Below are 26,870 nucleotides of genomic sequence, written 5' to 3'. Positions count from 1 at the left end.
ATTGCCAACTCTTTTGAACTGGCTAAAATTTTGGAGAGTTTAGACAAATCAGGTGGTAATATTGTTCCACCTTATGGAGCAGCTCATGGTGGTGAAGGGGCATCAATAGAATATGCGATTAACAGGTTGTGATCTGCGGTCATACCCACTGTGGAGCGATGAAAGGATTGCTGACACTGGATAGCCTCAAACAAGAGATGCCCGACTTCTTCAAGGATACCACTGGCGAATCAGGGGTATCACCCCTGCCTGATTGAGCGATTTTTGGTCATTCCACTAGATGTAGAGACGTAGCAATGCTACGTCTCTACTATCGTGCAGCGCAACGCACCATCTCCATATCGTCCTCTATCAGATAGGTTATACCATTTCACAAAAAGTCTGATACAAATACAAAGCGAGTACGGGATATCGCATCTCTACAAAATTTATGTGTATCGTGATTAACGTGAAATGATATGAGTACAGAAGCTCAGGGTTTCGCTACGCTACACCCTCAGTAGTTCACCCAGTCTGCAAACCGATTTCAACCCCATCCATCACGACTGCTCGTTTCAGGGCATAAGTTCTATCCATAAACAGGTTGTCATAGGGTACTAAGTTGAGTATGCCAAGACGTTCCAACAGTTGCTTAACTCTACCAACCGCACCAACAATAAACACCTGACAACCTTTTTGTTGAAAATCTTTGATGACATTTTCGATCGCCAGCGCAGCAGTTTCATCCAGATAGGGAACATCGCTGAGATCCATCACTAAAGTATCACAATTTTTGATCGCTAAATGTTCGCGAACGATGGTTTTTGCAACCCCGAAACTCATCGGTCCACCCATGTAGAACAATGAGACTCGCCCATCGGCTAAATTGAGTAACTGCTTCTCTTCCAAATTCAGGGGAATAGTATCATCTGCATCACAAACTGCTTTGATCTGTTGAGCATGGACATTACTCAATTGCTCAATTGTCAGGAGGTTAGCAATAAACATTCCCACCCCAGCAGCAACCATCAGATCCATAAATACTGTCATTAGCAGTACCCCATACATAATCAAGCTTGATTTCCAGGGAACCTTATGTGATCGCTTCAAGAAGTTCCAATCGAGCATTTCAATTCCTACTGAAAAAGCAATTCCGGCTAATACCGCCATAGGAATGTTTTCTGCTAAGTCAGCAGCCCATAACACCACGACCAACATTAGTGCTGCACGAATTAAACCGGCAAGACCAGTCCTAGCTCCCACCTGGATATTGATCACTGTTCCCATCGTGGCACCAGAACCAGGAAGCCCGCCGCACAAACCAGCAACTAAATTTCCAATTCCCTGACCAATCAATTCCTGATCTTCGTAAGTCTCTGTGCGCGTCATACTATCAGCAATGACTGACGTCAGCAGGGCATCAATCGAACCCAGCATACCTAGCATGGCTCCATCAATCAACATCTGCATGGTTTGAGCAGGTGTGAAGGTAGGCATATATAGAGTAGGTAATCCTGATGGAATTTCACCAATCCGTCTTAACTCGACATTCTGGAACAAGGTAAAGGAAATGATTGTACCGATAACCAATGCTGCCAATTGTGATGGAAAATAGCGCCTGAATCTAGAGGGCATTAAGAAAATAATTGCCATCGTTGTAATTGCCAAGCCGGCTTCAATAGGATTCAGGTTTGCGAGAAGTTCGGGTACCTTTGTTAGCGTTCCCATTAAACCCCCTTCTGGGGCTGCATGTCCTAGAAATGGTGGTATCTGAAGAATAATCAGAATCACGCCTATCCCAGACATGAAGCCTGAAATGACGCTATAGGGCATGAGGATAATGTATTTACCCAACTGGAAGATGCCAAAGAGGATTTGAAACACTCCAGACAGCATGACCACCGTAAACGCCATCGCCATGCCATGCTCCGGATTTCTGGCAATCATCGCGCTAATGATCGCTGTCATAAATACGGTTGTTGGCCCGGTTGGTTCGGAAATTTGAGTGGGTGTGCCACCAAACAGAGATGCAAAAAAGCCGACACAGATTGATCCATAAAGACCTGCTACAGGCCCTAGACCTGAAGCAGCACCGAATGCCAGAGCAATGGGTAATGAAACAATTGCATTGGTGATACCGCCAAAAATATCACCGTTTAAGTTTCGGAAATGAATTCTATTAGTCAACGGCATGATATTTAACTATCTTGAAATTGGAATAGTACTATGGCTGCACAGGTGAATTTTGACCATCTGCAAGTTCCTTGCGATCGATCGCAACTTGGCGCAGAGGTCGCTAAAGTTAGCGAAGATTTGAGGAGCAAGCAAATTGATTAACGAAGCGTCAAACATCTCAATTTGCTAGCGAGTATATGGAAACCTTACCCTGCTGACTGCGTTCGCTGAGGGTGGAGTAGTTTATTTACGTGATACATAAATATATTAAGATTGTTGCTTTTTTCCTTCACCTCCAACTTCGACATGATCTGCGATTTTCATAGCCCATCTAAATTAGTCACATAAACCACTAACTTGCTAAAGAAGGATGTAGGAAGAAAGCAGTGGCTAGCATAGCATAAGTTATCAACAGTAAGATTCCCTCTAGCCAGTTAGCGCGTCTGTCGGTTTTGACAGAATTCGTCATTAAAACTGCAATGCCTAACCCCAAGACTGTAAAGTTGTCAAAGTCCAAGTTCATTGGTTTACCCATAATCAGACCAGCAAAAACTAAGATTGGAGTTACAAACATAGCAATTTGCAGGCTGGAGCCGATCGCAACTGAGGACGCTAACTCGACCTTATTTTTAGCGCCACAAATGCCGCAGGTAATGATTTCAACTGCTGCACCAAACATAGGAATCAGAATGACTCCAGTAAAAAGTTCTGTGACACCTGTGGTGGCGATCGCCTCTTCTAAACTGCTTACAAGTACTTCAGAAACAAATAACAGAACTATTGTTGTTCCCAGAAGCAGTCCAATGTGGAGTTTTAATTTATATAATCCTCTAGCTTCGCTGCCGTAGCTTTCAGGTTCAGCATCCTCATCTAATCCGTAAAGATAGCTATGGGTTTTCATTGAGAACAACAACATCAAGATGTAACAGATGAGCATGAGTCCTGATGCAATATAAGAAAAACCATTAGTTGTTTCCAGGTACAAAGTAATAGAGGTAATCTCAATTGCAGTCGGAGCCAGCAAAAAAACAACCACCAAGTTAAGCAGAGAAGCATTTACTCTAGCAACTGTACCAAGATTTTCTGCATTCAGGCGAAAAGGTTGCTTCGGGGCATGTAATCCCCCTAAGAATAGAGCGAAACCTAAACCTAATAATAGGTTTGCCATGATTGAGCCGATTAAACTAGCTTTGACTACTTGTATCAGTCCAGCTTGGAGAGCGACTACGGAGACAATCATTTCAGTCGCGTTGCCGAAGGTTGCGTTGAGCAAACCACCAAAGGTAGGGCCAATACGAGTAGCGATCGCTTCTGTAAAGTTGGCAATCCAGGCTGCTAAAGGAATAATTGCCAAACCTGCCATGATAAAGACAAGCAATGGATTAACATCCAGTCTGCTCAAAATCAAGCAGATGGGTACAAAAATCAGCATCCGTAAAAGCAATGCATCTTTACGGGACATGAAGCGATTGCTTGTGCTTAATATCTGTTTGTTAGATTCTGTAACTGACATAGTTATCACTCTAAAGTTTGATTATTTGACTGGAGAGAATGAAGAATGTGACAACTTCATAGGTGGTTAAACACCTAACTTAAATTCAGTACTATTTTGGTTATCAAACCACCCTGAATCAGAAAAGGTTTGTTGATTCACTGGGAAAAATCTATTTAGTTTTTCCCAATATAAAAAATCCCGTAACAGAAGCAGCGTCTCAAAATAATATGCAAGCACTAGGAAAGTTAGTACTAAAAATGAACTTGAGTAAAATACTTGAAGATTAGGTCGAGACTAACTAAACTTTGACCTAGAAATTATTTATGAATAACATGAGGTTTGCTTGATTACCCAAAACTGACATCAAACCTCTCGTCTCAGCTTAGAATTTATGACGAAAAGCATATTATAGACGAGGAGTGCAGAAGCTACTGCACTCTTGTGATCAGCTATTTTCGTCTACATAAATCTCTTTGTCTCTGTCTCTCTGCGAACAAGAAAGGTAAAAAGATGTTAGAAGTTAGTTTTTTTGATGACGCAGGTAATACAATCAAATTGACATTACAGCCATTTTTTCATGGCTAAATCACCTTTATCTTGAGGAGATATTTGCTATTCAAATTTAGCAGAAGTTGAAGATTGTACTACTAATACTGAGCAGGGTGCATGATGAGTGACATAGTTGCTAACACTACCCAAAATCAATTCACTAATTCCTGAAATTCCCCGACGCCCCATTACGATTAAATCAGCCTCCCAGGTTTTAGCTGTTTCGCAGATAATGCGGCTAGGACTACCTAAACTTTGAGAATACTCAGTTGATACGCCTGCTGCAATTGCTTCATTTGCAAAAAATTTAAGTAGATCCAAGCCAGGCTTCTCAAACTCTTCCCAGCGTTTCTTGCTTTCTGGTGTATTCATTAATGACAATAGACCAGGGGTGTCTTTGTCATCCAAAGATAGAACATGCAGTAATCTCATGTTTGCCCCAGTTGCTTTTGCTAGGTCTAGTGCTTCCTGAAAAATGAACTTGCCAACGCTATCAGAACTAGCAATTGGAACCAGTATTCTGTGTAGCATAACAAACAATCTCCCAAATTATGAAATATAAATTGTCAGACGAACCTCATTGTTAGCACTGCTGATTGTTATGTTGTTTGTATGGTTAATACCGAACATGGTGCGTAGTGCATAACGTAGTTACTAACACTTCCCCGTGCTAGCTCTTTGAGGGAAGACATTTTTTGATGTCCAACTATAATTAGGTCAGCCTTCCAAGACTTAGCAAACTTGCAAATAGTGGAAGGGGCAGATCCAGGGATTTGAGTGAAACCAGTGTTGATACCTGTGTAAGTGGCAATATTCTGACGAGTTTGTAATAGTTCTAGTCCTTTTTTACTGTACTCTTCCCATCTATCTAAATGTTCATCAAGATTTTTGACATTTGAATAGCCAATCTCTAAATCCGACAAAACATGTAGTAGCATCAAGCGTGCATGGGATAATTTAGCAATCGAGAGTGCTTCCTCAAAAATATGTTGACTTGTTTCTGAGTTATCTAATGCCACTAAAATTCTTTGGAACATACAAATTCTTTTTGGAATTCAAAGCACAAATATTGTATTCAGCCCATTCTTTTCTAGGTAGAATTTCATTGCAAATTTGGAATTACAAGATTCTAAGTTGACTTTATTGAACTCATTTTTTGCTATATATGAGTTCATTTTGAATATAGAACTGTAGAATTGCAATTTAGCTTGCTCAAGTTTATTGTTTCCAGAATGTAAGTTCATTTTTAATTGAAATAGAGTGTCAAGACAGCTAATCACGCCAATATTCCACAACGAAGGAATGAAAATTTAACTATTCCTACATTCCTACACCCTTACACCTCCATACCCATTTTCAAGACAGATATTCAGTATGCCAAGAGAAAGGGACACCCTATGGATATCCCATGTTCTCTCTGGCTAAACTAAACTCTCGGCAGGTGATTTAGCTCTGTAGATTACGGAATCAACTACATGGAAATACTTAGTTGTTGGTTCGTATACCCAAGCAACACCTTCTGGATCTTGGATTCTGCTCCACTCAATGAAACCTGGTCTGGAACGGTGACGTGTTAGTGCTTGTGGAGATAATCCCAAGCGTTTTGCTAATTCACTTTGCTTAAGTTTCACTGTTTTATTTTCAGAAGATTTTGCTGCCTTATCTGTGGTTGTTTGACTATTGACTTGGAAACTATTTGTTCCATTTAGAGTGATGGCAGTATTTTCTTTATGACCATTACCATTTCCATTTTCATGGTTGCTATGTCCATTGGTGCTAGTTAGCTTGTCTTTCACCTCAGACTGCAATTGGGAAGAAACAAGAACCTCTTCAACCTGCACATCATAGGTTGGTAGAACTTGGTTAGATGTGGGTTGATGCTGGTGAAGCCGATTCTCTTGTTCGGCTATTTCGGCTGCACTGAGTGTATGGCCTAATGGAGTGACATCACCCGGTCCCATCAATGGACGTAGACCATTGAGTTCTGCCAAAATAGCAGTACCATTGTTGATGACGACTGCCAAAATTGGATCGAGAGCAAAGAAGATACCTGAAAGTAGAGCGCCGAGGTTAGGAATTGCGACGATCGCTGTATTCTGCCAGATAATATCCATTGCTTGGCGGGCACATTTAATTGCCATAATTAAGCCGCGTAGGTCGTCTTCCATTAGTACCACATCAGCGGTTTCTCTGGCGATGTCTGTTGCACCTGCAAAGGAGATGGAAACATCGGCGTATGCTAAAGCTGCTGAGTCGTTGATGCCGTCTCCACAGAAGGCAACAGTTTTACCACTGTCGTGCAATCCTTTGACTACTTCAACTTTCCGCTCTGGGAAGGCTTCTGCATAGATGTTATCAGGATTCATGCCCAAGTTGCCAGCGATCGCTCTAGCTACTCGTGTGACATCACCACTCAGCATGTAGGCATTAATGCCCATTTGCTTCAGTTCTTTGATCACTGCCTTGCTTTCTTCGCGTGGTGGATCACTATAGCGAATCACACCTATTAGTTTGCCATCACCTGCCACGTATACTAGAGATTGCCCACCAGACTTGGCATCTGGGTAACGGCGATCATATTCATCTAGATCGACGTTTTCCTGAGTCATAAACCGGGGACTACCTACAATGATCTGCATCCCATCGATTTTTGCGACTGCACCTAAACCGACTTTGTACTCCCACTCTTCACATTCCTTGAGAACGAGTCCCTTATCTCTAGCATTGTGAACGATTGCTTCAGCAATTGGGTGGGTCAGCCCTTGTTCCGCCGTAGCAGCGAGACACAACACCTCATCTTTAGTGAAACGGTCATCCATAACATCAATGTCATTGACACCTGCATGTCCGATGGTCAATGTTCCTGTCTTGTCAAAGACAACGGTGTCGATGGTTGCCAAAATTTCAATAGCTCGACCACTGCGGATGAGGACGCCATTACGAGCAGCATAGGTAAGTACAGAGAGAATTGTTGTGGGGACGGAAACGCGAATGCCAGTACCAAAGTCTAGGGTCAATAGAGCAACTGCCCGATTCATATTGCCTGAAGCAAGTCCGACACCACCAGCAATTAACAGGGTAGGTAGCACAAACTGATTTGCCACTGTTGCCGCATAGTTTTCTACGCGGGTATCATGCACCGGAGCCGCCTGCATCAAGTTGACAATCACACCAGCACGAGTATTATTACCAGTTCGTTCTGCCAGGATCGTCAAGTTACCATCTACTAACAGCGTTGAAGCAAACACCTCATCGCCTTCTCGCCGAGTCACAGGAACTGATTCTCCGGTCAGCTTGCACTGGTCAAGAATGCCAGTACCAGTCAAGATGATGCCGTCAACGGGAACCTGATCACCGGGGTATACCAGGACATGATCGCCTGGTACCACATCTTTTGTGTCGATTTCTATTTCCTGACCATCGCGAATGACGATGGTGGTTTTATTCAAGCAAGACATCAAGTCAAGATTGGCTCGCTCACTGCCACGAGCAGTCATATCCCGAACGGCTTCACCACCTTCTACTAAACCCAACATAAAGGAAGGTGCAAAGTAATGTCCTTGCAAGGTGTGTAAAGAGATTGCCAAACCATCGAGAAAATCAATGGTCAGTTGCCGATCCTGCTGAATTGCTTCCCATGCTCGTTTAAAGACTGGAATCGCACCGACAAATACCACACCTGCAATCACAAAACCTGGAATTGGCAAGCCAGCCAGTGCCCCCACACTCAACACCAAACCTGCAATGGGAAATCCTAATCGTTCTACAAAATCAACCTCATTATCAGCTTTTTTCTTTTCAGCTTCCCCTGTCCATTCAAGGGGAACTTCAATCTCAGAAGCTCGCTGAATTGCAGTGAATAGCTTTTCTTGAACAATGGCAATGGCAGTTGCAGTTGGTTGATGTTTGTAACTAACTACTAGGGAACTTGCTTGGGCGTTGATCTCGACTTCTGTCACAAATTCGATTGTGTCAAGAACGTATTTAAGTTTAGTGGTGTACTCTTCATCTTCATGTAGTCGGGGAATTCGGATGCGAAAACGTCCCGGTATCCAATGCACAACCTGATAATGAATGTTTTCTGCCTGACTGGAGTGAGCCTCTACTGATATAACCAATCTATCCGCAACTGCTGTAACCGTCATAAGGCACTCCTATACTGAGTTGTTGTCCAAGGTACAAATCTTAAAACAATAACTTGCTGTAAATTTTTGCAAGTCTTTACAGCTTGTAACTGTGAATGTGCATTCAGGAAGCTTTTAATTAGTCTCCTGAATGATCATAAATACATCAAAGTTTGGTAGGAATTTTTTGCCAAGCTTTGAACTATTAACTGTTGAAAGATCAAGTCATTTGTTAATTTGATTGACGTTTTTTGATTAGAATCAAAGAAGTTGATGATTATTAGTTAGATAATCATCGAATTACCAAAACTTGAGTGATATAAAAGTTTTAGCAACCTTCTTTTTTCGAGACAACATCAATTGTCGCCCCACAAATAAACCAATCATTTCCCAAGAAATGATTTATGCGTAGAAGTGTGATGTGTGTTTCTACTTTAAGGTTATCTCTAATTAAAGAAGAGTTTACATAAAAAATCAAATATAAAGATAGAAAGTTTTGTTAACTTTGTTTTAAGTAATTCATTCTTTTTAAAAGAAGATTTAATTTTAACAATATTATACTATCAATCAATATGCTTTCTTTATGAGAGAAATTTTATTGATTATAGTAATGATAGAGAGCGTGAGAAACTATTTTCGCGAATAATTTGAGAGATTTTGAAAAAAATAGATTATTTACAGATAAATATATCAATTTCTATATATAGAACGGTTTTCAATACTTTTGTTCCCTATATAGTCCTCTTACATTCATATTATTTTTTCTTATGTTATAGGTGCAGGTAGAGAAGCAAGAGAATGACTTTTACAATAATTGTAATGAAAACTATTACTAATCTCTATAATTCTATTTTTGGCGTTGCATATTTGCGAGATTTTATTTTCTCTGTTAACCGAAAAAGTTAATTATTGGCGTTCTTGCCGTCTTGATGAGTCCACTGCAGTGGCTCCGGTTTCCGTCACGTAGATACGAAGTGGCTTCTCATAGAGTAGGGGGGTTCATTATTCATCCTCATTTTATGCAACGCCGAATAGCGGCCAGAAAAAAAGCCTGCATTAGCAGGCTTTATATAAACTAAATTTTTACAGCAAGTAACCTTACACTCCTTCTTAAAATAAAAATTGTCTCATTAAAGTTAATATATTTTGGTCAATATAAGCCTCGACTTCTTGGTAGGTAAAACTATAACCCAGTTCAGTTCCCAACTGTACTGCTATGCTGACAAGACTGGCTTGGTCTGTCGCTAGTCTTAAACGTTCTTTTAAGGAAGAATCTTGAAGAACTAATTGATGGAATTGTTTTAATTGATTTAATTGTTTTACTTGTTGTGGCGACACGTTTATCCTCACTTTTCTCTATTGAAAAACAGAAAATATAAGTTCATCATCTTTATCTCAGCTTAGGCTGAGGGAAACAGATGGTGAATTCCAGTAAGTCAACATCAAATTACATAAATATACATTTATGCAATTTAGATATTGCTGATGACAAGATACAGCCCAAATAGGTAATTGCTGGACAAAACTTGAAAATCTACAAAGAAAAACAACTACTTAGCTGCTTTTAGAACTGATTTTTGAAAAATTGAGTTTTACAGTTTTACTCTCAATTTTTTTTATATCATATATTAAGGATAAATAACTATTGAATTACTATTCTCTTAGATTGTGAAACAGACTACTCGAAAACCAGTACCACTACCTGCGTGATCTGCCTGATCCCAGTGTCGTTGGGCTGAACGGCAGAGGGCGGGGAGACAATACCACGCTCCACCTCGCAATACACGACTGTTATTAGACTCATCTAACTGCCAAATACTGCCATCAGCAGGTGCATCCTGATAGTTTTCATGCCAAGAATCAGCACACCATTCCCAGACATTGCCGTGTAAGTCCGATAGTCCAAAAGTATTGGCTATTTGAAAATATCCAACAGGAGTAGTCTGTTGGCGATATGGACCTTCTGTTCCAGAACCGTAAATATAGCTACCATCATAATTAGCGAGATTAGAGGTGATAGTTTCACCAAAGTGGAAAGGAGTTGTAGTCCCAGCGCGACAGGCGAATTCCCACTCTGCTTCACTTGGTAGTCGATATTTATGTCCTGTGAGTTGGGAAAGTCTTGCACAAAACTCAATGGCATCATACCAGCAAACTTTTTCAACAGGAGTATCTGGATGTTTGAAATTAGAGGGGTCTGGGTTGAGATATCTGTTGATTTGGGGGAGTTGGGCAATTACCCTCCACTGGGCTTGAGTAATGGGAAACCTGCTGAGATAGAAAGGTTGGAGGGCGACTGGATGTTGGGGTCCTTCATTGCTCTCTCGCCCTAATTCATCCTCAGGAGATCCCATCAAAAATGTTCCTCCTGGAATGTAAACCATGTCCAGAAAGACATTATTTCCCAGATGCTCTTGAAAATATTGTGCCTTATTGATAGAGCAGTTGATTGGTTGTCCCCAGTTGTTTAAGGTGACAACTTCAAAGCTAAACTCTTGTATTTTGACTGATGCAGAACCTTTCTCTAACTGGAAGTGAGGTACTATTGTATGCTTGTGCTTGCGCTCTTGTTTAATGCCCTCTAGTTCAGTTCGTAGTTGTGCTATCTGTTGAGTCGATTGCTGCAACTGCTCCTGCAAGAGTGTGAGTTTGGCTTCTTGTTTGTGCAAGGTTTCGGTAAGAGTAGACCGTTCTTGATAGCTTTGTTCAAACTGCAAACTAATTTGTGATGCACGTTGCTTTGCTTCCTCAAGCTGCATTTGTGCTTGCTTGAATCGTTCTTGGGCTAACTTAAAGGCTGACCATATTTGTTTTGCCCAAGCCAATCTGATGTTTTCTTTTTGGACAATTTCGGGAATCCACCCCATAGGAAATGGGTAAGGTGGCAGATTCCAATTACAACAAGGGCAATATTCGTCCTTGTTATGAGTGTACTTACTTTGGCAGACGGGGCAGCGAGGCATGATGATAACCTCTTTACCTGAGTTAAATCTTTGAATTGCTTATACCATTTCTATAAAGCTGAGCTTAATCCTATCCCCTGTTCCTGGTGCTTTGGAAGGACACCGGAGGTAGGGGTTATTATTAAGTGCATCATTATAATGAATTGGTATTAGAAGTCGATATTATAATTGTCACACATTTTATGTTTTAAGTAGGCAATAACTCAGAAATTGTTGTTGTCTTTTTTTTGGTGTTTCTAGAATTGGTGGCTTCTTGAGAATTAGCAAATGTAGAGATTAAGGATTCGTCTACTACATATGAGTTGGGGTCTGTGTCAGGCTCAAATAGAGGTCGGAAGCTGTTTAGTTCTGCTAGTAAGGCTGAACCATTGCTGATAATCACTCCTAACACTGGATCTAGAGCGAATAAAACTCCTGCGAGGACAACGCTAATATTGGGAATTGCAGCGATCGCTGTATTCTGATAAATGATTTCCATTGCCCGTTTAGCAATGGTAATGGCATGGCTAATGCCTCGCAGGTCGTTATCCAAAAGTACGACATCAGCAGTTTCTCGGGCAATATCGCTACCTTCCAGAAAAGATATCGAGACATCGGCATGAGCAAGGGCGGCAGCATCGTTAATACCTTCACCAACAAAAGCCACCCTCTGTCCTCTGTCTTTTAAACTACAGATAACTTCAACTTTTTTGTCAGGGAATACTTGAGCATAAGTGTGATCCTGGTTGATGCCTAACTGAGTACCGACATGATTTGCTACACGCTGATTATCTCCTGTTAACATGTAAGTTGCCAGACCCTGACATTGTAAAGATTCAACAACTTTTGTACTTTCTGGACGCAGAGGATCAGTAAACAAAATAACTCCTAGTAGTTCATTATTCTTAGCCACATAAACCAGAGAGTAAGTGCTGGTTTTCAAATTGGGATGTTTTTTGTGCATTGCATCTAAATTGATACCCTCTTGTTGCAGGAGCAGTTCGCTACCCACTAAAACTTTTGCATCCTCAATCTGGGCAACAATTCCTAAGCCAATACGATAGTCTTTGGTTGTAGAAGGTTTAATTTCAACTCCATTTTCTTCAGCACGGCGAATAATTGCACTCGCTACGGGGTGAGAATTGCCTTGTTCCGCAGAAGCAGCAAGCGCTAGAATTTCTTGGGGCGAAATTTGCTCGTTTGCTGTTTCAATCGTCACAACTGCTGCATTTCCTTGTGTTAAGGTTCCTGTTTTGTCAAAGACGACGGTATCTATCCGTGCTAGCATTTCCAAAGCTCGACCACTGCGGATGTAAATTCCTTGACGAGCAGCATAGGTGACAGCTGCAAGCGCAGTTGTGGGAACTGCAATCCGAATGGCGTGTCCAAAGTCAAGGTGGAGGGGAGCAAGCGCTCTCGATACGTCTCGCGTCAAGGCAAAAATGACTCCACTTAGTAACAGGGTAGGTGCGATTATCGCATTGGCGATTTTAGAGGCGTAATCTTCCACACGAGTATCATGTACTGGCGCAGATTGCATAAGTTGCACTGCTAAGCCTAAGCGAGTATTCTTGCCAATCCGTTTTGTGAGGATACAAATTTTACCTTCTAATACTAGGGTTGAAGCATGGACGACTTGTCCCTCTGAGCGAGAAACTAACTTAGATTCACCTGTGAGCTTGTGTTCGTCGATGAGAGCAGTACCTCTTAATACGCGACCGCTCACGGGAATTGTCTCACCTGCATAGACAACAATGCGATCGCCTTTTTTCACCTCACTTAATTGAATACGTTCCTCTTGTCCATCCCGCTCTATCCTGACGTACTTATCTACTCCTTGCAGCAAATCTAACATTTGTTGTTCGTTAGCACGGGCGGTAGCGTCTCTGAGTACATCTCCTGACTCTATGAGGCTGACCATTAATGCTGGACCAACAAAGTCACCTTTGATTGTATAAAGACTCATCCAGAGGATATCTAGAATATCCACATCCAAACGACGCTCTGTCAACATCAGATCGAGTGTACGTTGAATAAAGGGAATTGCGGCAACAGCTACCACTCCTGCCACCAACAAAGGCGGAATCGGTAGGAATTGTTGGGCCAGCAGTGCTAGTCCCAAACTAAAGACAGGCATCCCTACTCTCTCTAACATCCACTCCAGTTCTGGTTTAAATTCTGTCTGGGTCTGGACAATTTCTGAGGAAGTTTCGGCGATCGCTGCCTGCTGAATAATCGTTAGTAGGCTTTCTTTAACTATAGTGCTAGAAACAAGGTTTTCTTGATAGTGGATGATTAGTGATTCTGCTGCTGGATTAATGCGAACGTTAATGATGAAGTCGAAAGACTCAATTAACCAAATAAGTTGGTTGGTATACTCTACATCTTTAGATAATCGAGGAATTTTAATCCGGAAGCGACCGCTAGTAATATGGATGATTTGGTAATCTATTTCTCCAACACGCTTTTCTAAAGAAAGAGGTTCTGTTTCCGCAACTAATTTCATATTGTTCTACTCTTTATATCAATTGGGTTTAAAAAATAATTTTCAGAAATTGACAAACATCTTGACAGAAGTAGCCTTGTATTGCAACTATCTTAGGAGTCATTGCTCTGTGAGAGAGTATAAAATTATCGATTAAATATATAAGTTTTGCTGAATATCAGCAATTACTATTTAGTAGCTCAGCAGAATTATTATTCTTTCGTCTAATTTCTTTCTTAAGAGAGATAGGCGTATCAGAAATATCTACCAATGAGGATATATTATTTTTGCATGATTTAGATTTAGATAGTTTATGGGAGAAGGACTGAGTTATCAAAACACTCCAATAAAGCTAATAGCAAGAAGATAGCCATTGTATAGGACAGAAGAATATTGATTTTAATAAAGCTTTGGAAGTTTTTTCAGTTAGATATTTTCTTATTTTACTGTATTAATTGCAAGAAAATCTTTCTTGGTGTTTGGAGCATTTATTACTTGCCCAATGGGGAAGTCTGGCATTTGAACTTAGCTTACATGTTAAATTGACATACTTCTAGCAGTAAGTTTTATTTTTAACTTTTTCTTAATTTTTGGGCTAGTCTTAACTAAGTATACAATGCGATTTTAGCGTTATCTAATAACAAACTCATGAGCTAGAGTGTACCATCTGTGTAGCAAGTAACCACTTGATATCAGCGTTTGACAGCAAATAACCCACACAATAACTTATACTAATAATTAGCAATGATTTATCAAATGTGTATTTAGTGCTTGGAGGTGTATACCATTGAAAACCTGGTTGAATGTATGGTAAAGATTTTAAAAGATATAGTAAAAAAGTTTAAACACTTCATAAAACACATAATAATGTCTTTTCAATTTTCGACTATCAAATTTCAATTAAATCTTGGATTAATAGAGAAAGAATCCTATGTCCTTCGTTGACATTAATCGTGTCAATATTCTCCCAAACAGGCGTCCTCTCAATGACCAGAAAGTCGCTGAGTTGATGGAGTCCATTAAAGCTAATGGACTGTTAAATCCTATTACTTTAGACCAAAACCTCAATCTCGTGGCAGGTTTGCACCGTCTTACCGCTTGTAAGCTTATTGGACTTAAAGAAATTGAGTGTCATATAATTACTTACGAAGACAAAGACCATGCTCGTCTAGCAGAAATTGATGAAAATTTAATTCGTAGCGAATTGGATGCTCTAGAAAGGTCTGAATTATGGTTAGAACGCGACCGGATTTTAGAACGGATGGGACTGAGGGCAAAGGTAGGGGACAACCAATTTAGTCAAAGAGGTGGTGAAATACTTTCACCACCCCCGAAAACAACATTGGAGTTGGCACAAGAAATAGGCTGTACGGAGCGCACTTTACAGTACGGTAAACAAATTGCTAAAAACATTGTTCCAGAAGTTAAAAAAATGATTAAAGGAACACCAATTGCAAAGAGTACCTCAGCTTTATTAAAAGTAGCTAGGGCCGGTAGTAAAGAACGACAACAGGCAGAACAAGCAGAAATAGCAGCACAAGAAGCCATAGCACAACAAAACAGAGCCGAACTAGAAAAGCAAAAAAAACTAGCAGCAGAGGCAAGAGAGAAACAAAAACAACTTCAGTTAATTGCTTTTCAAAATGAAATGGCCCAAAAGGAAGCTAAAGAGTCTAGCAAGTCAACTCAACGTGTATCAAAAAATGTTAAGAATGATGAAATTCAGATTCAGACTGACGAAGTTTGGATACTAGACCGACACATGATTTATTGCGGTGATACCACCGATGAAGATTTTATTCAACTCTTACCATCTAATGCTGCATTAGCGATCGCTCCTCCTTGTTGTTCTTGGAAGCACGACTATTTAATCAACGAAGCTCATATTGTAGCTGTGATGTGTCGTGAAGGATCAATCTACAATCTTTGCAAACGCACTCAAATGCCCTTTAGATTTGAATTAGTTATAGGAAAGATATACACTGCTATTTTCTCCCAAGAACCTTTGCTCAAACCAAATCATCATCCTGACATTGAGGGTATTGAAGGTATCGTTTCTTATTTAGTTAGCTTTTTTACCAAACCAGGTAGTTTCGTCATTATCCCTTCTATAGGACATGGTGAAGCATTAATTGCTTGTGAACGTTTAAGACGAATTTGTTTTGCTGGAGACGAAGATCCCAAGCGAATTGAAGAGGGAATTTTACGTTGGCAACGATGGACAGGAAAACAAGCCACAAAAGCCTGATAACAAGTTACTTTCAAAGATATTACTCGCCCAAGAAACAAGACACACAGGGAAGACACGGGAGAAAAGCTACTTTGTATAAGCGCTATTTCCTATTAACGCGAGTTCGATAGATTCCATTTGCCCAAATAAAACCCTCAACTTGATAGATATCTCAGTGATCAGTTATTGTTCACTGATAACTGATCACTGAAAAAGGAATGGAGTGTAAAGGTGCAGCTTATAATACAGCCATAACCAATTGTCTGTAAGGACTTGATTAGTTAGCACTAACCAATCACAAACAACAATAGATTTGCACCTTTACATCCCCGATATTGTAAAACGCTGATTCTGTTATGGATGGTATTAAGCAATCCTCAGCAATCTGTAAACCTCTTGTAAAGGTAGCCTAGTAGTTCACGAAATTGGTTTTGATAGGTTGGTCAAGACCCCCGACTTTTTTAAAAAAGTCGGTAATCTAACGCCTCGCAACCTGTCAAAACTGATGTGGTCAAGTACTAGAACATTTGCATCCCTCTTACAAAGTTCGGCTTGGTTTGTAACTTTGTAATAGATGTAATGTCTTGTACTTCTGCTGACTCCTTTCAAAAAGTTTTCAGAATGCAAACAAGATTGCTACACACATTTTAGACTCGTTTCTATGATAATTCTCCTGAAGTCTCATTAGTATCTGTTAGCAGTGAGTTAGAAAGAACTGAACTATTCTTTTTTCAAGATGGTAATTCGTATAGATTACAATCTTTGTAAAGATACATCAATAATTAATGGTATTGAATTTAATAAATACAAACTTTCATTGTTGCATGGTTTTTAGATCAAGTTATTTCGGACTAAAAAAATCATGGCATTTATAAAAATTGACAAGATTGTGGTCAACACAAACTATATTGCCGCTATTCGGCTAGAAGGTCTAAATCGCTCTGAAGAAGAAAGTGTCTCTTTATTGATTGCCATTCCCAGTGCCTCTCTATTCCAGGAAGACAGGATCTCATCCAATCTCTACCATTACGAATGGATAGAGTTTACAGGCGATGCTGCTAAGGCACTACGAGACTATTTTACAAGTTTCAATAATGTCATTGATTTACTCCCGTTATATCACTAATCAACATTAAAGTAATATGAATTGGCGGTTAGTGGTTAATTAGTATTACTTTTATAATCTAAAGTATTTATTAATCGTTAACCACTTACTAACCTCTCTCAGACAACAAAGTATTCGTATATTCCTATAGCAATCATCAGCAATCCAGAAAGAGTTCCAGCCCACAAACCAGGTAGTCTTGTAGTGAAGCGATCGCCTAAAACATATCCTCCCATAATTGCTAAAACGCTAAATATAAAGGTAAGAAGTGTCATAACCATCAAATTAACATCGGAAATCCCAGCACCGATACCACTACCCAGATTATTGAACGTTAAACCAAACCCTAGGGCTATTGACTCTCGAACATCAATATAACCCGATTTATCTATATCAGCTTTTGCAGGATTTTCTATATATGTTGCATAGGAAAACTCACGAATAATTTCTTGAGAAAATTCCTCTGTCATAATTGTTGGAGATTGTTCCATCACAGATCTGGAAGAAGGTGAAGAAAATCTTGTTGTTACAGGTATTTGCATCTGTTGCATTTTCAAGAGCATTTTCGTTTTTTTGCGCTCTCGTTTTAATGTTTCCCTAATTACCCAAACTCCAATACCTACGAGAACAGCGCTACCTATAATATTGGCAACACTTATATTTAAACTCTTACTGATATCTTCCCCAACCGATGTGGCAAGATAAGTACCTAAAGCAGAAATAAAGGCAATAAATAGATTTGTAGATAAACCAATTTTGATTTTTTTGAAGCCATAGGCAATTCCTACTCCTAAGTTATCTACATTTGCTGAAATAGCCAGCAAAAAAGCTGATATCAGATGCATAATAAATTCTCCAATACAGGTTAGGGAACATGGGTGTGGGGGTGTAAGAGGAGTCAAATTTTCATTCCGGCGTTGTAGCGATCGCCCACAACGTTCACAACAACCCGGAAACTATGCTTACCATTAAGGCGATAACTACGCTGTAGAAAAAAAATGACATAATTGTATGACCTAGTGCTAACCGTCGCATAAAAGACGAGGTAATTTGTGTGTCGGATGTCTGAGATGTCATGCCAAGAGTGAACGTAAAATAGAGAAAGTCTAAATAACAGGGAAGTTCTACATGAGAAAACTCTAAACCTCCCATTGCTTCCCCTTCAAGACTGAAGTCGTTGCTGCGATAATAAAACGCCGCATAGTGCAATGCGAACATTGTGTGCATCAGTACCCAGGAACTAAAAATTGCCATAATAGACAATCCAACAGAGAGGGTAAAGGAATCCTTATGTTTCGCTAACACGACTGCGATCGCAAACAGACTACTAAAGGCAACACATACAACTAGTAGAAAAACTGCGAGATGATCGGCTTCCTGGCGCTGGGCGCGATAGCGAGTTTTACCAGGAGTAGCATCAAACATCATAAACCAAGCTAGGACTACAAAGCAGAGAACTCCAGCACTCCAAGCTGAAAGAATGCGCACTTCTATCGTAAAAGACGGCATTAGCAAAAAAACCAAAGCAGCTAACCACAAAGACACAATTGTGCGGTGTTTTGGGCTTAGGTTTTTACAAGTGATAAGTAAAGAACCAAAATTCATAACCTACTTTTGACCAGATATTATAAATAACCCATACAAGGCAGCAAGTATAATTTTTGCAAACAAAGACATCAGTCTAAATCAATCCAGAGACGACGTTAACGCTAGAAGCCAGTATTACCATATAGAAAAGAAACGATACTACCGCGTGTCCTAAAGCCAACTGTCGCATTGGCAAAGATGTAATTGATATGTCAGAAGTTTGGGCAGTCATGCCGATAGTGAAAGAAAAATACATAAAATCCCAAAAATCAGGCTCTTCCTTACCAGGAAAGTCTAACCCCTTTGCATATTCTTCTCCCTGACTAATTGATTCTCGGTGGTAGTAGCAAGTAGCATAGTGGAGTGCAAAGACAGTATGCGTTAAAAACCAAGAACAAAGCACTGCTATCAAAGACAAACTGACTTCAGCAACAAGAGCAGAAGTTGGTATATCTTGATTGTTTGTCTCCATCAGCCCAATGGCAAAGATACTGGTGCAAGCAGTAATCATAACCAAGATAAAAGTTACTGAATGTTGTGCTTCTTTGCCTTGAGCAAGATAGTAAGTTTTTTGGGGAGTAGCGCTGTTTGCCATTAACACAAACAGCATTAAAAAACAAAGAACGCCAGAGATCCAAGCAGCAAGGATTTGAATATCTAGGTGCATAAAGTCTGGCATCACAATAAAGGCTGCCATCCCTACCATTATTGATACCCCTAAACGACTGCGCGAATCTAAGTTCTTGAGTAAGCTGAGTAAAATTGCTAGTCTGGTTTGCCCCACAAACAGAAACTCAAGGGCTTTAACTTTGCCAGTACTAGCTTTATTTCCTGATAAAAATTTCATAGTTTTTTAGAGGTTAAAGGTTAGTAGCAATCGGGGGCTTTAACCCAACCTGAACAAGCTCGAAATTCAAAATTTCTACTTGCTTTGTGAAATCAGTTTTGTTTAGCAACCAATTCCAATTAACTAGAAGACAGCAAAGCATTTTTTGCGTCAAAAGTTTGCAAGAGTACTCTACGCCGCTAGATCATTTATCTATAAATTGATGGCTCCATACAAGAACCTAGTTGATATAGTACTGCGAAACTAGGAACGCTCAAGCACTTATCAACTTCAAAAAAATTTTTGCAGATATTCTAGTAGTATATACACAACGGTAATCAGTGTAAAGAATTTAAGCTGCTCCCATCTTAAATTAATTAGGGGAAATAGATATTACCCTAATGCCTGCTTGACTCTACTGAAAAGAATATTTACTATGGCTATTTGCTGGTAATGAGTAACAAGTTCCACAACCAGCCGCAAAATATAATCTTTACAAATAGAGCTACTAATTGCTGATTAAGTTTGTAAAAGCACAAAATATTAAGCCCTTACACTGAAAAAACGCAATTTCAGCAGATAATTGACATCAAGCGTCTCTTAGAATTACTAATAGCTCATGGCTGATAGCTAACGGCTTGACCAAATAAGCAACTAGCAATTGACTACTAGCAACTTTAATCAATATTTTTCCTGATTTATCTGCATACCTGTCTGTAATTAATTATGAGTAAGTTTGCTCGGAAACTGACATTACCAAGCTATCAAAAATACAATTATTTACTAAAAGTAAAACAAATATTTCATCATGTCTACTTTTATAACAAAAACTTAATGTTGTTTCTAGTACCTTCTTTTCCTGATACGATGTAATATGAACTCACATAGGTGGAAACATTTAGAAAGTTTCGCTACCTGTTTTTCTACAGTTTTTACTCTCACTAAACAGCCTTCTTGTAATTGCTTGATGTAGCTATTGAAGATTCGTTTCTGCATTTTTCATTCATTATTTGAGGTGACATAACCTTCACAACTTAAGATTCGAGTTGTCTACATAGCTGCAACTTGAAGCAAGCGGGTTTTTCTATAATTTTGGAGGTAAAGTAAATATGGAATTAGAGGCTCTTTTGCTAGGCCTTGAACCAATGACTGCTGCTATTATTGGAGTTGGAGCATTGGTTTTAGTACCTGTTGTTAGCGCTCTTGATTCTGCAACCGGTCACAATGTTTCTGAATCTGCAAGGAGTGCAGCTAAGACTGGATTAATTTGGACTTTTGAGGCCATTGATAAGGCTCAATCTACTTTTGCCGAAGCCAGTGAATCCTTCAAGGATTTAGTTGCTGAAGCAAAAGCAGAGCGTTCATCTTCCAAAAACGGAACTAGCGACAGTACTCCCCGTGAGGTAACTATCGGTTAACCTCTGCGAAGCATGGAGTGAACAGCTAACGTCTTGCCAGAGACTGATAGCCTCTCGGTTGTCAGTCTTTATTGACCATTCTACTAGTAATTCTGAAACAAATTTTGCTAAGAATTGCCCAAGAGTGCAATTTCCGAATCTATTTAACCTAACGGCTTCACCAATAACCTTGATTTTCACCACTTATATCAAGTCCGGCTAATTACTTACCATATGGTTGGTTTGGTTGGTAATTGGTAGTTGGTAATCTCCGACAAATAGTGTAGAGACGTGCCATGGCACGTCTGGTACAAGGATTTTGGGTAACGCATAATTAATTTCTGGAGATGTCTACTACCTATTACCCATTACCGGCCTTCACAGATATGATAAGTCTTCAAACGGGCATGATATTAATACTTGCTTAATCTCTGCATTCTTAAAGGTGAAGCTAGTTTGTCATGTCTAAGTTGCAGCCTTTTGTATAATTGCAACTTGCTGGATACCGCTAAAAACGAAGAGCAAGTTCAGTTAGTCACTTAATAACTAAAACCCTACCCTCTCTCATCAGAGAGGATAGGGGTGAGGTTAAGCAAGAATTATTAGTAATCATGCAAACTTGATATTACTTCTCCTGATTAGAAATCAGGAGAAAAGGCTTCCCTCTATTGGAGATTTTTTACCATGCTCAAATATCCAGAGTTCTTTAACTTACGCAAGTTAGCAATTACCCTTGCAATTGGCCCATTTGCTTTTCTTATGCTAATCATTCTCACTGACTTATCAACCCATCTGTTTGTGACTCAACAAACAGCGGATGCTAGATGTGCAAATGCATATTCTCAAGAGAATCCTACAAAACTTCAAGCGAGTGAATGTCGGTAGCGCTTCGCTACTGGATCAAAATCCCATGCTATTCCTTCTGGATCTCTAGCCTGAGTCCATATAGGAAACTCAGGCTTTAATCTTTTGCTGGTGAGAGACTGAGATGATACTCCTAAGCGCTTTGCCAATTCACCTTGTTTCAGTGCTTTACCATTTGATGCAAAACTTCCCTGGCTGATTCTTTGAGAACTGCTTCTTAGAGGAGGTAAGAAGTTTGTCTCAAAAAGTGGACGTGAACCATTCAAGAATTCAGCTATAAAGGCTGTACCATTATTTACAATCACGTTGTAGACAGGATTTACACCCAACACCATTCCACCGCCTATTTGCATAAATAGGTTGGGAATGACAATAGTTGCAGTGTTTTCATAGATTATTTCCATTGCTCGCTTAGCGATCGCAATGGCATGTGTGACTCCGCGTAAGTCATCTTCTAAAATGACAACATCAGTTGTCCTATGGGGAATCTCACTCGTGTTGGCAAACGAAATAGAGACATTAGCATGAGCAAGCCGTACTGCTTCATCTTCCTCATCTCCCACGAAAGCCACTATCTTACCTTGGTGCTGCAACCCACGAATCAGATTGATTTTTTGGGTTAGAGGAACTTCTGCACAAACCTGGTGGGAATGAATTCCTAACCCAGTTGCAATATCACAAGCTATCGATTCAGGAGCATCAGAAACTAAGTAAATATCTATGTTTTGACTCTGGAGAATGGCAATAGCTTCTATAGTCTCAGGAGAATCTAGAGCTAGTATGTCAAGATCAAAGACAATCGCATCGACTTGCGCTAATGCTTCCAAAATGCCACCACTGCGAATGTAGATTCCATGTCGCACAGCATAGATCAGTGCTTGTAGGACTGTGGTTGAAAGCGAAATGGGAATACCACTGCCAAAATCAAATTGGTAGGGTGAGATAGCAGCACCAATATTACCTGTCATGAGATAGATAGTGCCACCTAAAGCTAGAGTCGGGAAAATTGCGTTTCTTACAAATTCTGCTTGCAAAGCACCAATTTTTGTGTCATGAACAGGTGCTAATTCCGCGAGAAAAGCAGCTAAGCCAGCACGGGTGTTAAGTCCAATTCTTTTCACCAAAACACATAACTCACCTTCAAGCAAGATAGTAGAGGCGTAGACGTCGCGTCCTTCTGAACAAACAATAGGTGTAGAGCTACCTGTCAAATTCTGGGTATCGATTAAACCATAACCATAAACAACGATCCCATCTACCAAAATCATTTCGCCTGATTTAATAATGATCCGATCGCCTTGGTGTAAATTGCTGATATGGACATGTTGTTCCTCTCCATCTAACTCTACCCAAACATATTGATCTAATTCATTTAACACATTCAAAGACAGTTCTTCTCTAGTTTCGGTTGTATTCCCCCTGAGAGCTCTCCTCACTTCTACCAAAACTGTCTTGAGTGCAGGTGCTATAAATTGACCTTGGACAGTCTGCATAGTCATCCATGCTGAATCCAGTAGATCAATATTAGGCTGACGTTGATTGATCAGACTATCAGCAGCACGGTTAAACCAAGGTGTAGCAGCTCCAGCAATTGCTAAAACCACAATCAATGGTGGTAACTCCAAAGGAGCTGCTAGCAAAGCCAAACTTAGACTGAGGAAAGGAAATCCTAAATCTTTCCATTGATTAACTTCCGGTTTAAGGTCTTCTCCTTCAGGTAAAGATTCCGTAAAAGGAATATCAACACAGTCTACAGCAGCCTGGATACAGCTAACAAACTTTTCCAGCGCCGTTGTGCTGCAAACATCATCTTGATAGCTGACAATCAGTGAACTTGCTTGTGCATTAATACGAACCTCAGTCACAAATGCCAACGATTCAACTAGTGCCTTAAGTTTGCTAGCAAAGTCTGAATCATGAGCAAGTTGAGGTATACGAATACGATAACGTCCAAAAGTAGAGTGAACGACCTGATAGCTCATTACATTGAGATAATCTGAATGAAAGGGTTTTAAATCTCACATTAATCAACATCATAAGCTACAACTCAAACAAGTAAAAAGCTTTTGTTGTAAAACTATGTGAGAATCGCTCAGTAAACTGAACAGTTTTTATTTTATATTTCTTCTGTATCTCTACAGATCATCAATCACCCTTTCAAAAAAGTTTTACGTATATCCGCGAATTATTTCCTTCTCCTGCGATATTCAGCTAAAATCGCCCTTCTTTCGATAGTAAACTCCTCCACTATCAATAATGTCAGGCCAAATAAAATCACAAAACCAAGAATAGAAACTAATAAAAGATTATCCATAAAACTTGCTCCTCAAATAACTCTCTACTTTCACACAATATATAAAAAATAATTATAATTAATCTTTCTATTTAGGTAATACTTACTATCCAAAAGGTATAATTTTCACAAACATTTGAAATGAAGATAACTAGCTCAACTTTAATTTATGTATGTTAAATATAATTAATTTTTTCAATGAGAAGATTTGAAATGTGGTAGTTTTTCGTTTAGGCAAGCTATCATCTCAGTCAATTAAAATGTTGTCGAATATACTCTACTACGGCAATCGTAATTAATAATTTGTCGTAGCAGTTAAGCCGATGTTTAAGGCAATTCGGAATATACATAAATACACTCTAACAGTTGGATAATAGTTGTTCTCCTTCTGGTTCGGTGTTTTTTAGTTGAGAGAATTTTGTCAATTTTTCCACTAATTACCTCACTCACATAGATGCATATTTCCTTTACTCCTGACTCAGAGTACTGATTGGAAAAGGTTAAAAGGGAACTCCGGGTTCCCTTAGCCTTAAACCAAATAGTATTGGGATAGGAGTAATTAACAGGAAAGACCTTTTTTCCTTAGGAGTCTTAAAAATGACTCAAAAACAGGTAATTCTGCTACGCATGTTGGTTTTTATGCCAATTGCATTCATAGCAGAATGGCTAAATTTTCCCTCGATAGTTGTTTTTATTGCCTCTGGCTTGGCAATCATTCCCTTAGCAGCATTTATTGCTGACTCTACAGAAGCGATCGCTGAAGTTATCGGCCCATCCTTGGGGGGTTTGCTGAACTCTACTTTTGGCAATGCTACAGAGTTAATCATCGCGATTGTTGCACTTCGAGCTGGACTAGTAGATGTAGTCAAAGCTAGTATTACAGGTACAATCGTTGCCAATCTTCTTTTGGCACTAGGAGCAGCAATTCTGTTAGGAGGATTGCAGTTTAAAGAGCAAAGCTTTCAACCAACTGTTGCTCGTATCAACGCTTCTTCGTTGAATTTAGCATTAGTAGTACTGCTTTCACCAACTGCTATTAATTTCACTTCCACAGGCTTGCAACCTGCAACAATTAATCATTTTTCGATTGTTGCTGCTTTCTTATTGTTATTTTTCTATGGATTGACCTTGGTCTTTTCCATGAAAACCCACAAATCTATTTATCAACTTAAAGATTTAGAACAGACTGACCCAGATGCAGTTGAATCTGACAAACATAAGACTGGGTTATGGAAGTCAGTAGGAATTCTGCTCATTTGCACGATTGTTCTGGTCTTTGTATCTGATACTCTAGTAGCAAGCCTACAAGAAGCAATTTCTACATTAGGTCTAACTGACCTTTTTACAGGCGTCATTCTCATTCCTATTTTTGGAGGAGCAGTGGAATATATCACCACTGCCACCTTTGCAATGAAGAACAAAATGGATTTGGCGGTGGCAGTGGCAATGGGATCGAGTTTGCAAATAGCCATGTTTATTGCTCCTGTTTTAGTCGTGGTGGGTCAGTTAATGGGGCAATCGATGAATTTGGACTTCAACCCCTTTGAAGTACTGGCAGTGGCGATCGCAGTCTTGGTTACCAACTCCATCAGCACCGATGGGAAATCTAATTGGTTAGAAGGAGCTTTGCTTCTGATTACCTATGCTGTTGTTGGCACAGCATTCTACTTTCACCCTTAGAACTTACATAAGGGGATAAGGGTGTAGGTTTTACTTACACCCCATACCCCTAAACCCCTATACCCCTTGTCCAAACCCTTAGACAGTGCTAAATCTCCCAATTTTTTTGAGGTCATCTCCATGTCAAGTGAAACAAGAATCAAAGCTCAATCCTTAGACATTGAAGTCAAAGCAAAGGTAATCGAAGTTTATTCTCAGTCTTCCAGTATTCAGTTAGCTAGAATTTCGACTCACAAAGCTCCTCGTTTAGGATTTTTTGCCACAGTTGCCAATGGAATCGGACAAGCAATCAGCGATGCAGCATCCCAAGCGGGAAAAGTTGTGATTGAAACTACGGCTGGTATGGCAGAAGCAATTAATGGCATGGCATACCAAGCTGGAAAAACAGTTCTGGAAACTTCTGCTAATGTTGGAGAAGTGCTTGATAGCGTCACACCTCCTGGTTTAGCATATTTGTCTGCAACAGCCAACAATATGGGTGAAGTGATCGGCAGCGCTGCTTTCTTGACTGGAAAAATGGTAGCAGGAACAACTGCTGGTTTTGGCGAAGTGATTGGGAATGCTACCTCCCAAGCAGGTCAAGCTGTTGCTCAGACAGTATCCGAAGTCATAGAAAATATTCCCTCTCCTGCATCCAAAACCGCGATGCAAGAACTTGGAGGCAGCTTGATTGGAGCTACTGTTGGAGAAACAGTAGGAGGAACAGTTGGAGCAGTTGTAGCTGGGATAGTAATGGGACCAGCAGGCGCAATTGTTGGTACTCAAGTAGGCAGTGTAGTTGGTTTTACTATTGGAGCGCAGCTTGGGGAGGATACAGTGCGGCAAGTCAATCAGATCACTCAGAAAAATTTTGCAACTGTTTCTAATGTAAAACCATTGTCTTCTCAACAGCAAAAAGGAAGTTGGTTAGGCAATACAGCCTGTGATTTCTTAGGTGAAACTGGTACAGCTGTTATTGGTGGAGTGATTGGGAGTACAGTTCTAGGACCAAAAGGCAAAGAAGTTGGCAAAAAAATTGGCATGGTTGTAGGCAGACGAACAGACTGGAATCCTAATACAAAAACTACGAATCCCCACTAATAAGTAGTTAAGGGACTTTCAGACAGGAATTACGAAACTGGCACAAATAGTGGGCAGGG

17 protein-coding genes and 1 pseudogene are annotated in these 26,870 nt (G+C 39.9%); 6 read left to right on the top strand and 12 right to left on the bottom strand.

Features of this window, described 5'->3' with window-relative positions:
• Positions 1 to 203, top strand: a pseudogene (locus tag NIES592_RS26075) (carbonic anhydrase); the annotation flags it as partial.
• A gap of 301 nt (positions 204 to 504) precedes the next feature.
• Here the strand turns inward: NIES592_RS26075 and NIES592_RS22625 are convergent.
• From NIES592_RS22625 to NIES592_RS22585, 8 genes are all read right to left on the bottom strand, one after another.
• Entirely contained in the window at positions 505 to 2,172 is a 1,668-nt protein-coding gene (locus NIES592_RS22625; protein ID WP_073556973.1) for a SulP family inorganic anion transporter, read from the bottom strand.
• A 334-nt stretch (positions 2,173 to 2,506) separates the two neighbouring features.
• Entirely contained in the window at positions 2,507 to 3,616 is a 1,110-nt protein-coding gene (gene cax / locus NIES592_RS22620; RefSeq protein WP_062246193.1) for a calcium/proton exchanger, read from the bottom strand.
• Positions 3,617 to 4,261: 645 nt separating this feature from the next.
• The gene (locus NIES592_RS22615; protein ID WP_062246190.1) at positions 4,262 to 4,729 is read right to left on the bottom strand and encodes a universal stress protein; all 468 of its coding nucleotides are present in this window, start codon (positions 4,727 to 4,729) and stop codon (positions 4,262 to 4,264) included.
• A gap of 68 nt (positions 4,730 to 4,797) precedes the next feature.
• A complete protein-coding gene (locus NIES592_RS22610; protein ID WP_073556972.1) occupies positions 4,798 to 5,235 on the bottom strand; it encodes a universal stress protein in 438 nt (145 codons plus the stop codon).
• A 384-nt stretch (positions 5,236 to 5,619) separates the two neighbouring features.
• Entirely contained in the window at positions 5,620 to 8,343 is a 2,724-nt protein-coding gene (locus NIES592_RS22600; RefSeq protein ID WP_073556971.1) for a heavy metal translocating P-type ATPase, read from the bottom strand.
• 1,089 nt (positions 8,344 to 9,432) lie between these two features.
• Positions 9,433 to 9,660 carry a Nif11-like leader peptide family natural product precursor gene (locus tag NIES592_RS22595; RefSeq protein ID WP_062246185.1) on the bottom strand — a complete coding sequence of 76 codons (228 nt, stop codon included), beginning with the start codon at positions 9,658 to 9,660 and terminating at the stop codon, positions 9,433 to 9,435.
• A 323-nt stretch (positions 9,661 to 9,983) separates the two neighbouring features.
• Entirely contained in the window at positions 9,984 to 11,285 is a 1,302-nt protein-coding gene (locus NIES592_RS22590) for a formylglycine-generating enzyme family protein (RefSeq protein ID WP_256678203.1), read from the bottom strand.
• A gap of 187 nt (positions 11,286 to 11,472) precedes the next feature.
• Positions 11,473 to 13,770, bottom strand: coding sequence for a heavy metal translocating P-type ATPase (locus tag NIES592_RS22585; RefSeq protein ID WP_073556969.1), 2,298 nt, complete (start codon positions 13,768 to 13,770; stop codon positions 11,473 to 11,475).
• Positions 13,771 to 14,680: 910 nt separating this feature from the next.
• Between NIES592_RS22585 and NIES592_RS22580 the strand changes: the two genes are divergently transcribed.
• Positions 14,681 to 15,997 (top strand): ParB/RepB/Spo0J family partition protein, encoded by a 1,317-nt coding sequence (locus NIES592_RS22580; protein WP_073556968.1) that lies wholly within the window; start codon positions 14,681 to 14,683, stop codon positions 15,995 to 15,997.
• An 844-nt stretch (positions 15,998 to 16,841) separates the two neighbouring features.
• Positions 16,842 to 17,105, top strand: coding sequence for a hypothetical protein (locus NIES592_RS22575; protein WP_073556967.1), 264 nt, complete (start codon positions 16,842 to 16,844; stop codon positions 17,103 to 17,105).
• Positions 17,106 to 17,203: 98 nt separating this feature from the next.
• Here NIES592_RS22575 and NIES592_RS22570 read toward each other — a convergent pair whose 3' ends face one another.
• From NIES592_RS22570 to NIES592_RS22560, 3 genes are all read right to left on the bottom strand, one after another.
• Entirely contained in the window at positions 17,204 to 17,929 is a 726-nt protein-coding gene (locus NIES592_RS22570; RefSeq protein ID WP_073556966.1) for a manganese efflux pump, read from the bottom strand.
• Positions 17,930 to 18,023: 94 nt separating this feature from the next.
• A complete protein-coding gene (locus NIES592_RS22565) occupies positions 18,024 to 18,593 on the bottom strand; it encodes a DUF1345 domain-containing protein (protein ID WP_178379612.1) in 570 nt (189 codons plus the stop codon).
• A gap of 172 nt (positions 18,594 to 18,765) precedes the next feature.
• Entirely contained in the window at positions 18,766 to 19,518 is a 753-nt protein-coding gene (locus NIES592_RS22560) for a DUF1345 domain-containing protein (protein ID WP_062246170.1), read from the bottom strand.
• Between the two features lie 1,088 nt (positions 19,519 to 20,606).
• Here NIES592_RS22560 and NIES592_RS22555 point away from each other — a divergent pair.
• Entirely contained in the window at positions 20,607 to 20,915 is a 309-nt protein-coding gene (locus NIES592_RS22555) for a hypothetical protein (protein WP_062246168.1), read from the top strand.
• Positions 20,916 to 21,757: 842 nt separating this feature from the next.
• Here NIES592_RS22555 and NIES592_RS22545 read toward each other — a convergent pair.
• Positions 21,758 to 23,740 (bottom strand): P-type ATPase, encoded by a 1,983-nt coding sequence (locus tag NIES592_RS22545; RefSeq protein WP_073556964.1) that lies wholly within the window; start codon positions 23,738 to 23,740, stop codon positions 21,758 to 21,760.
• Between the two features lie 908 nt (positions 23,741 to 24,648).
• Here NIES592_RS22545 and cax (NIES592_RS22540) point away from each other — a divergent pair.
• Together cax (NIES592_RS22540) and NIES592_RS22535 are read left to right on the top strand one after the other, a co-directional pair.
• Positions 24,649 to 25,731, top strand: coding sequence for a calcium/proton exchanger (gene cax, locus NIES592_RS22540; protein ID WP_062246163.1), 1,083 nt, complete (start codon positions 24,649 to 24,651; stop codon positions 25,729 to 25,731).
• Positions 25,732 to 25,851: 120 nt separating this feature from the next.
• Positions 25,852 to 26,811, top strand: a complete 960-nt coding sequence (locus tag NIES592_RS22535) for a hypothetical protein (protein ID WP_073556963.1) — start codon at positions 25,852 to 25,854, stop codon at positions 26,809 to 26,811.
• Positions 26,812 to 26,870: the final 59 nt, after the last annotated feature.

Source organism: Fischerella major NIES-592, assembly GCF_001904645.1.
In the GTDB taxonomy this organism is placed as follows: domain Bacteria; phylum Cyanobacteriota; class Cyanobacteriia; order Cyanobacteriales; family Nostocaceae; genus Fischerella; species Fischerella thermalis.
This window is presented reverse-complemented; position numbering and strand designations above follow the sequence as displayed.

Coding starts and splice junctions, on each gene's coding strand:
- NIES592_RS22610 (WP_073556972.1), bottom strand. CDS start 5,235: ATGTTCCAAAGAATTTTAGTGGCATTAGATAACTCAGAAACAAGTCAA.
- NIES592_RS22615 (WP_062246190.1), bottom strand. CDS start 4,729: ATGCTACACAGAATACTGGTTCCAATTGCTAGTTCTGATAGCGTTGGC.
- NIES592_RS22600 (WP_073556971.1), bottom strand. CDS start 8,343: ATGACGGTTACAGCAGTTGCGGATAGATTGGTTATATCAGTAGAGGCT.
- NIES592_RS22565 (WP_178379612.1), bottom strand. CDS start 18,593: ATGCCGTCTTTTACGATAGAAGTGCGCATTCTTTCAGCTTGGAGTGCT.
- NIES592_RS22535 (WP_073556963.1), top strand. CDS start 25,852: ATGTCAAGTGAAACAAGAATCAAAGCTCAATCCTTAGACATTGAAGTC.
- NIES592_RS22545 (WP_073556964.1), bottom strand. CDS start 23,740: ATGAGCTATCAGGTCGTTCACTCTACTTTTGGACGTTATCGTATTCGT.
- NIES592_RS22560 (WP_062246170.1), bottom strand. CDS start 19,518: ATGAAATTTTTATCAGGAAATAAAGCTAGTACTGGCAAAGTTAAAGCC.
- cax (WP_062246193.1), bottom strand. CDS start 3,616: ATGTCCCGTAAAGATGCATTGCTTTTACGGATGCTGATTTTTGTACCC.
- NIES592_RS22585 (WP_073556969.1), bottom strand. CDS start 13,770: ATGAAATTAGTTGCGGAAACAGAACCTCTTTCTTTAGAAAAGCGTGTT.
- NIES592_RS22570 (WP_073556966.1), bottom strand. CDS start 17,929: ATGCATCTGATATCAGCTTTTTTGCTGGCTATTTCAGCAAATGTAGAT.
- NIES592_RS22580 (WP_073556968.1), top strand. CDS start 14,681: ATGTCCTTCGTTGACATTAATCGTGTCAATATTCTCCCAAACAGGCGT.
- cax (WP_062246163.1), top strand. CDS start 24,649: ATGACTCAAAAACAGGTAATTCTGCTACGCATGTTGGTTTTTATGCCA.
- NIES592_RS22625 (WP_073556973.1), bottom strand. CDS start 2,172: ATGCCGTTGACTAATAGAATTCATTTCCGAAACTTAAACGGTGATATT.
- NIES592_RS22575 (WP_073556967.1), top strand. CDS start 16,842: ATGGCATTTATAAAAATTGACAAGATTGTGGTCAACACAAACTATATT.
- NIES592_RS22555 (WP_062246168.1), top strand. CDS start 20,607: ATGGAATTAGAGGCTCTTTTGCTAGGCCTTGAACCAATGACTGCTGCT.
- NIES592_RS22590 (WP_256678203.1), bottom strand. CDS start 11,285: ATGCCTCGCTGCCCCGTCTGCCAAAGTAAGTACACTCATAACAAGGAC.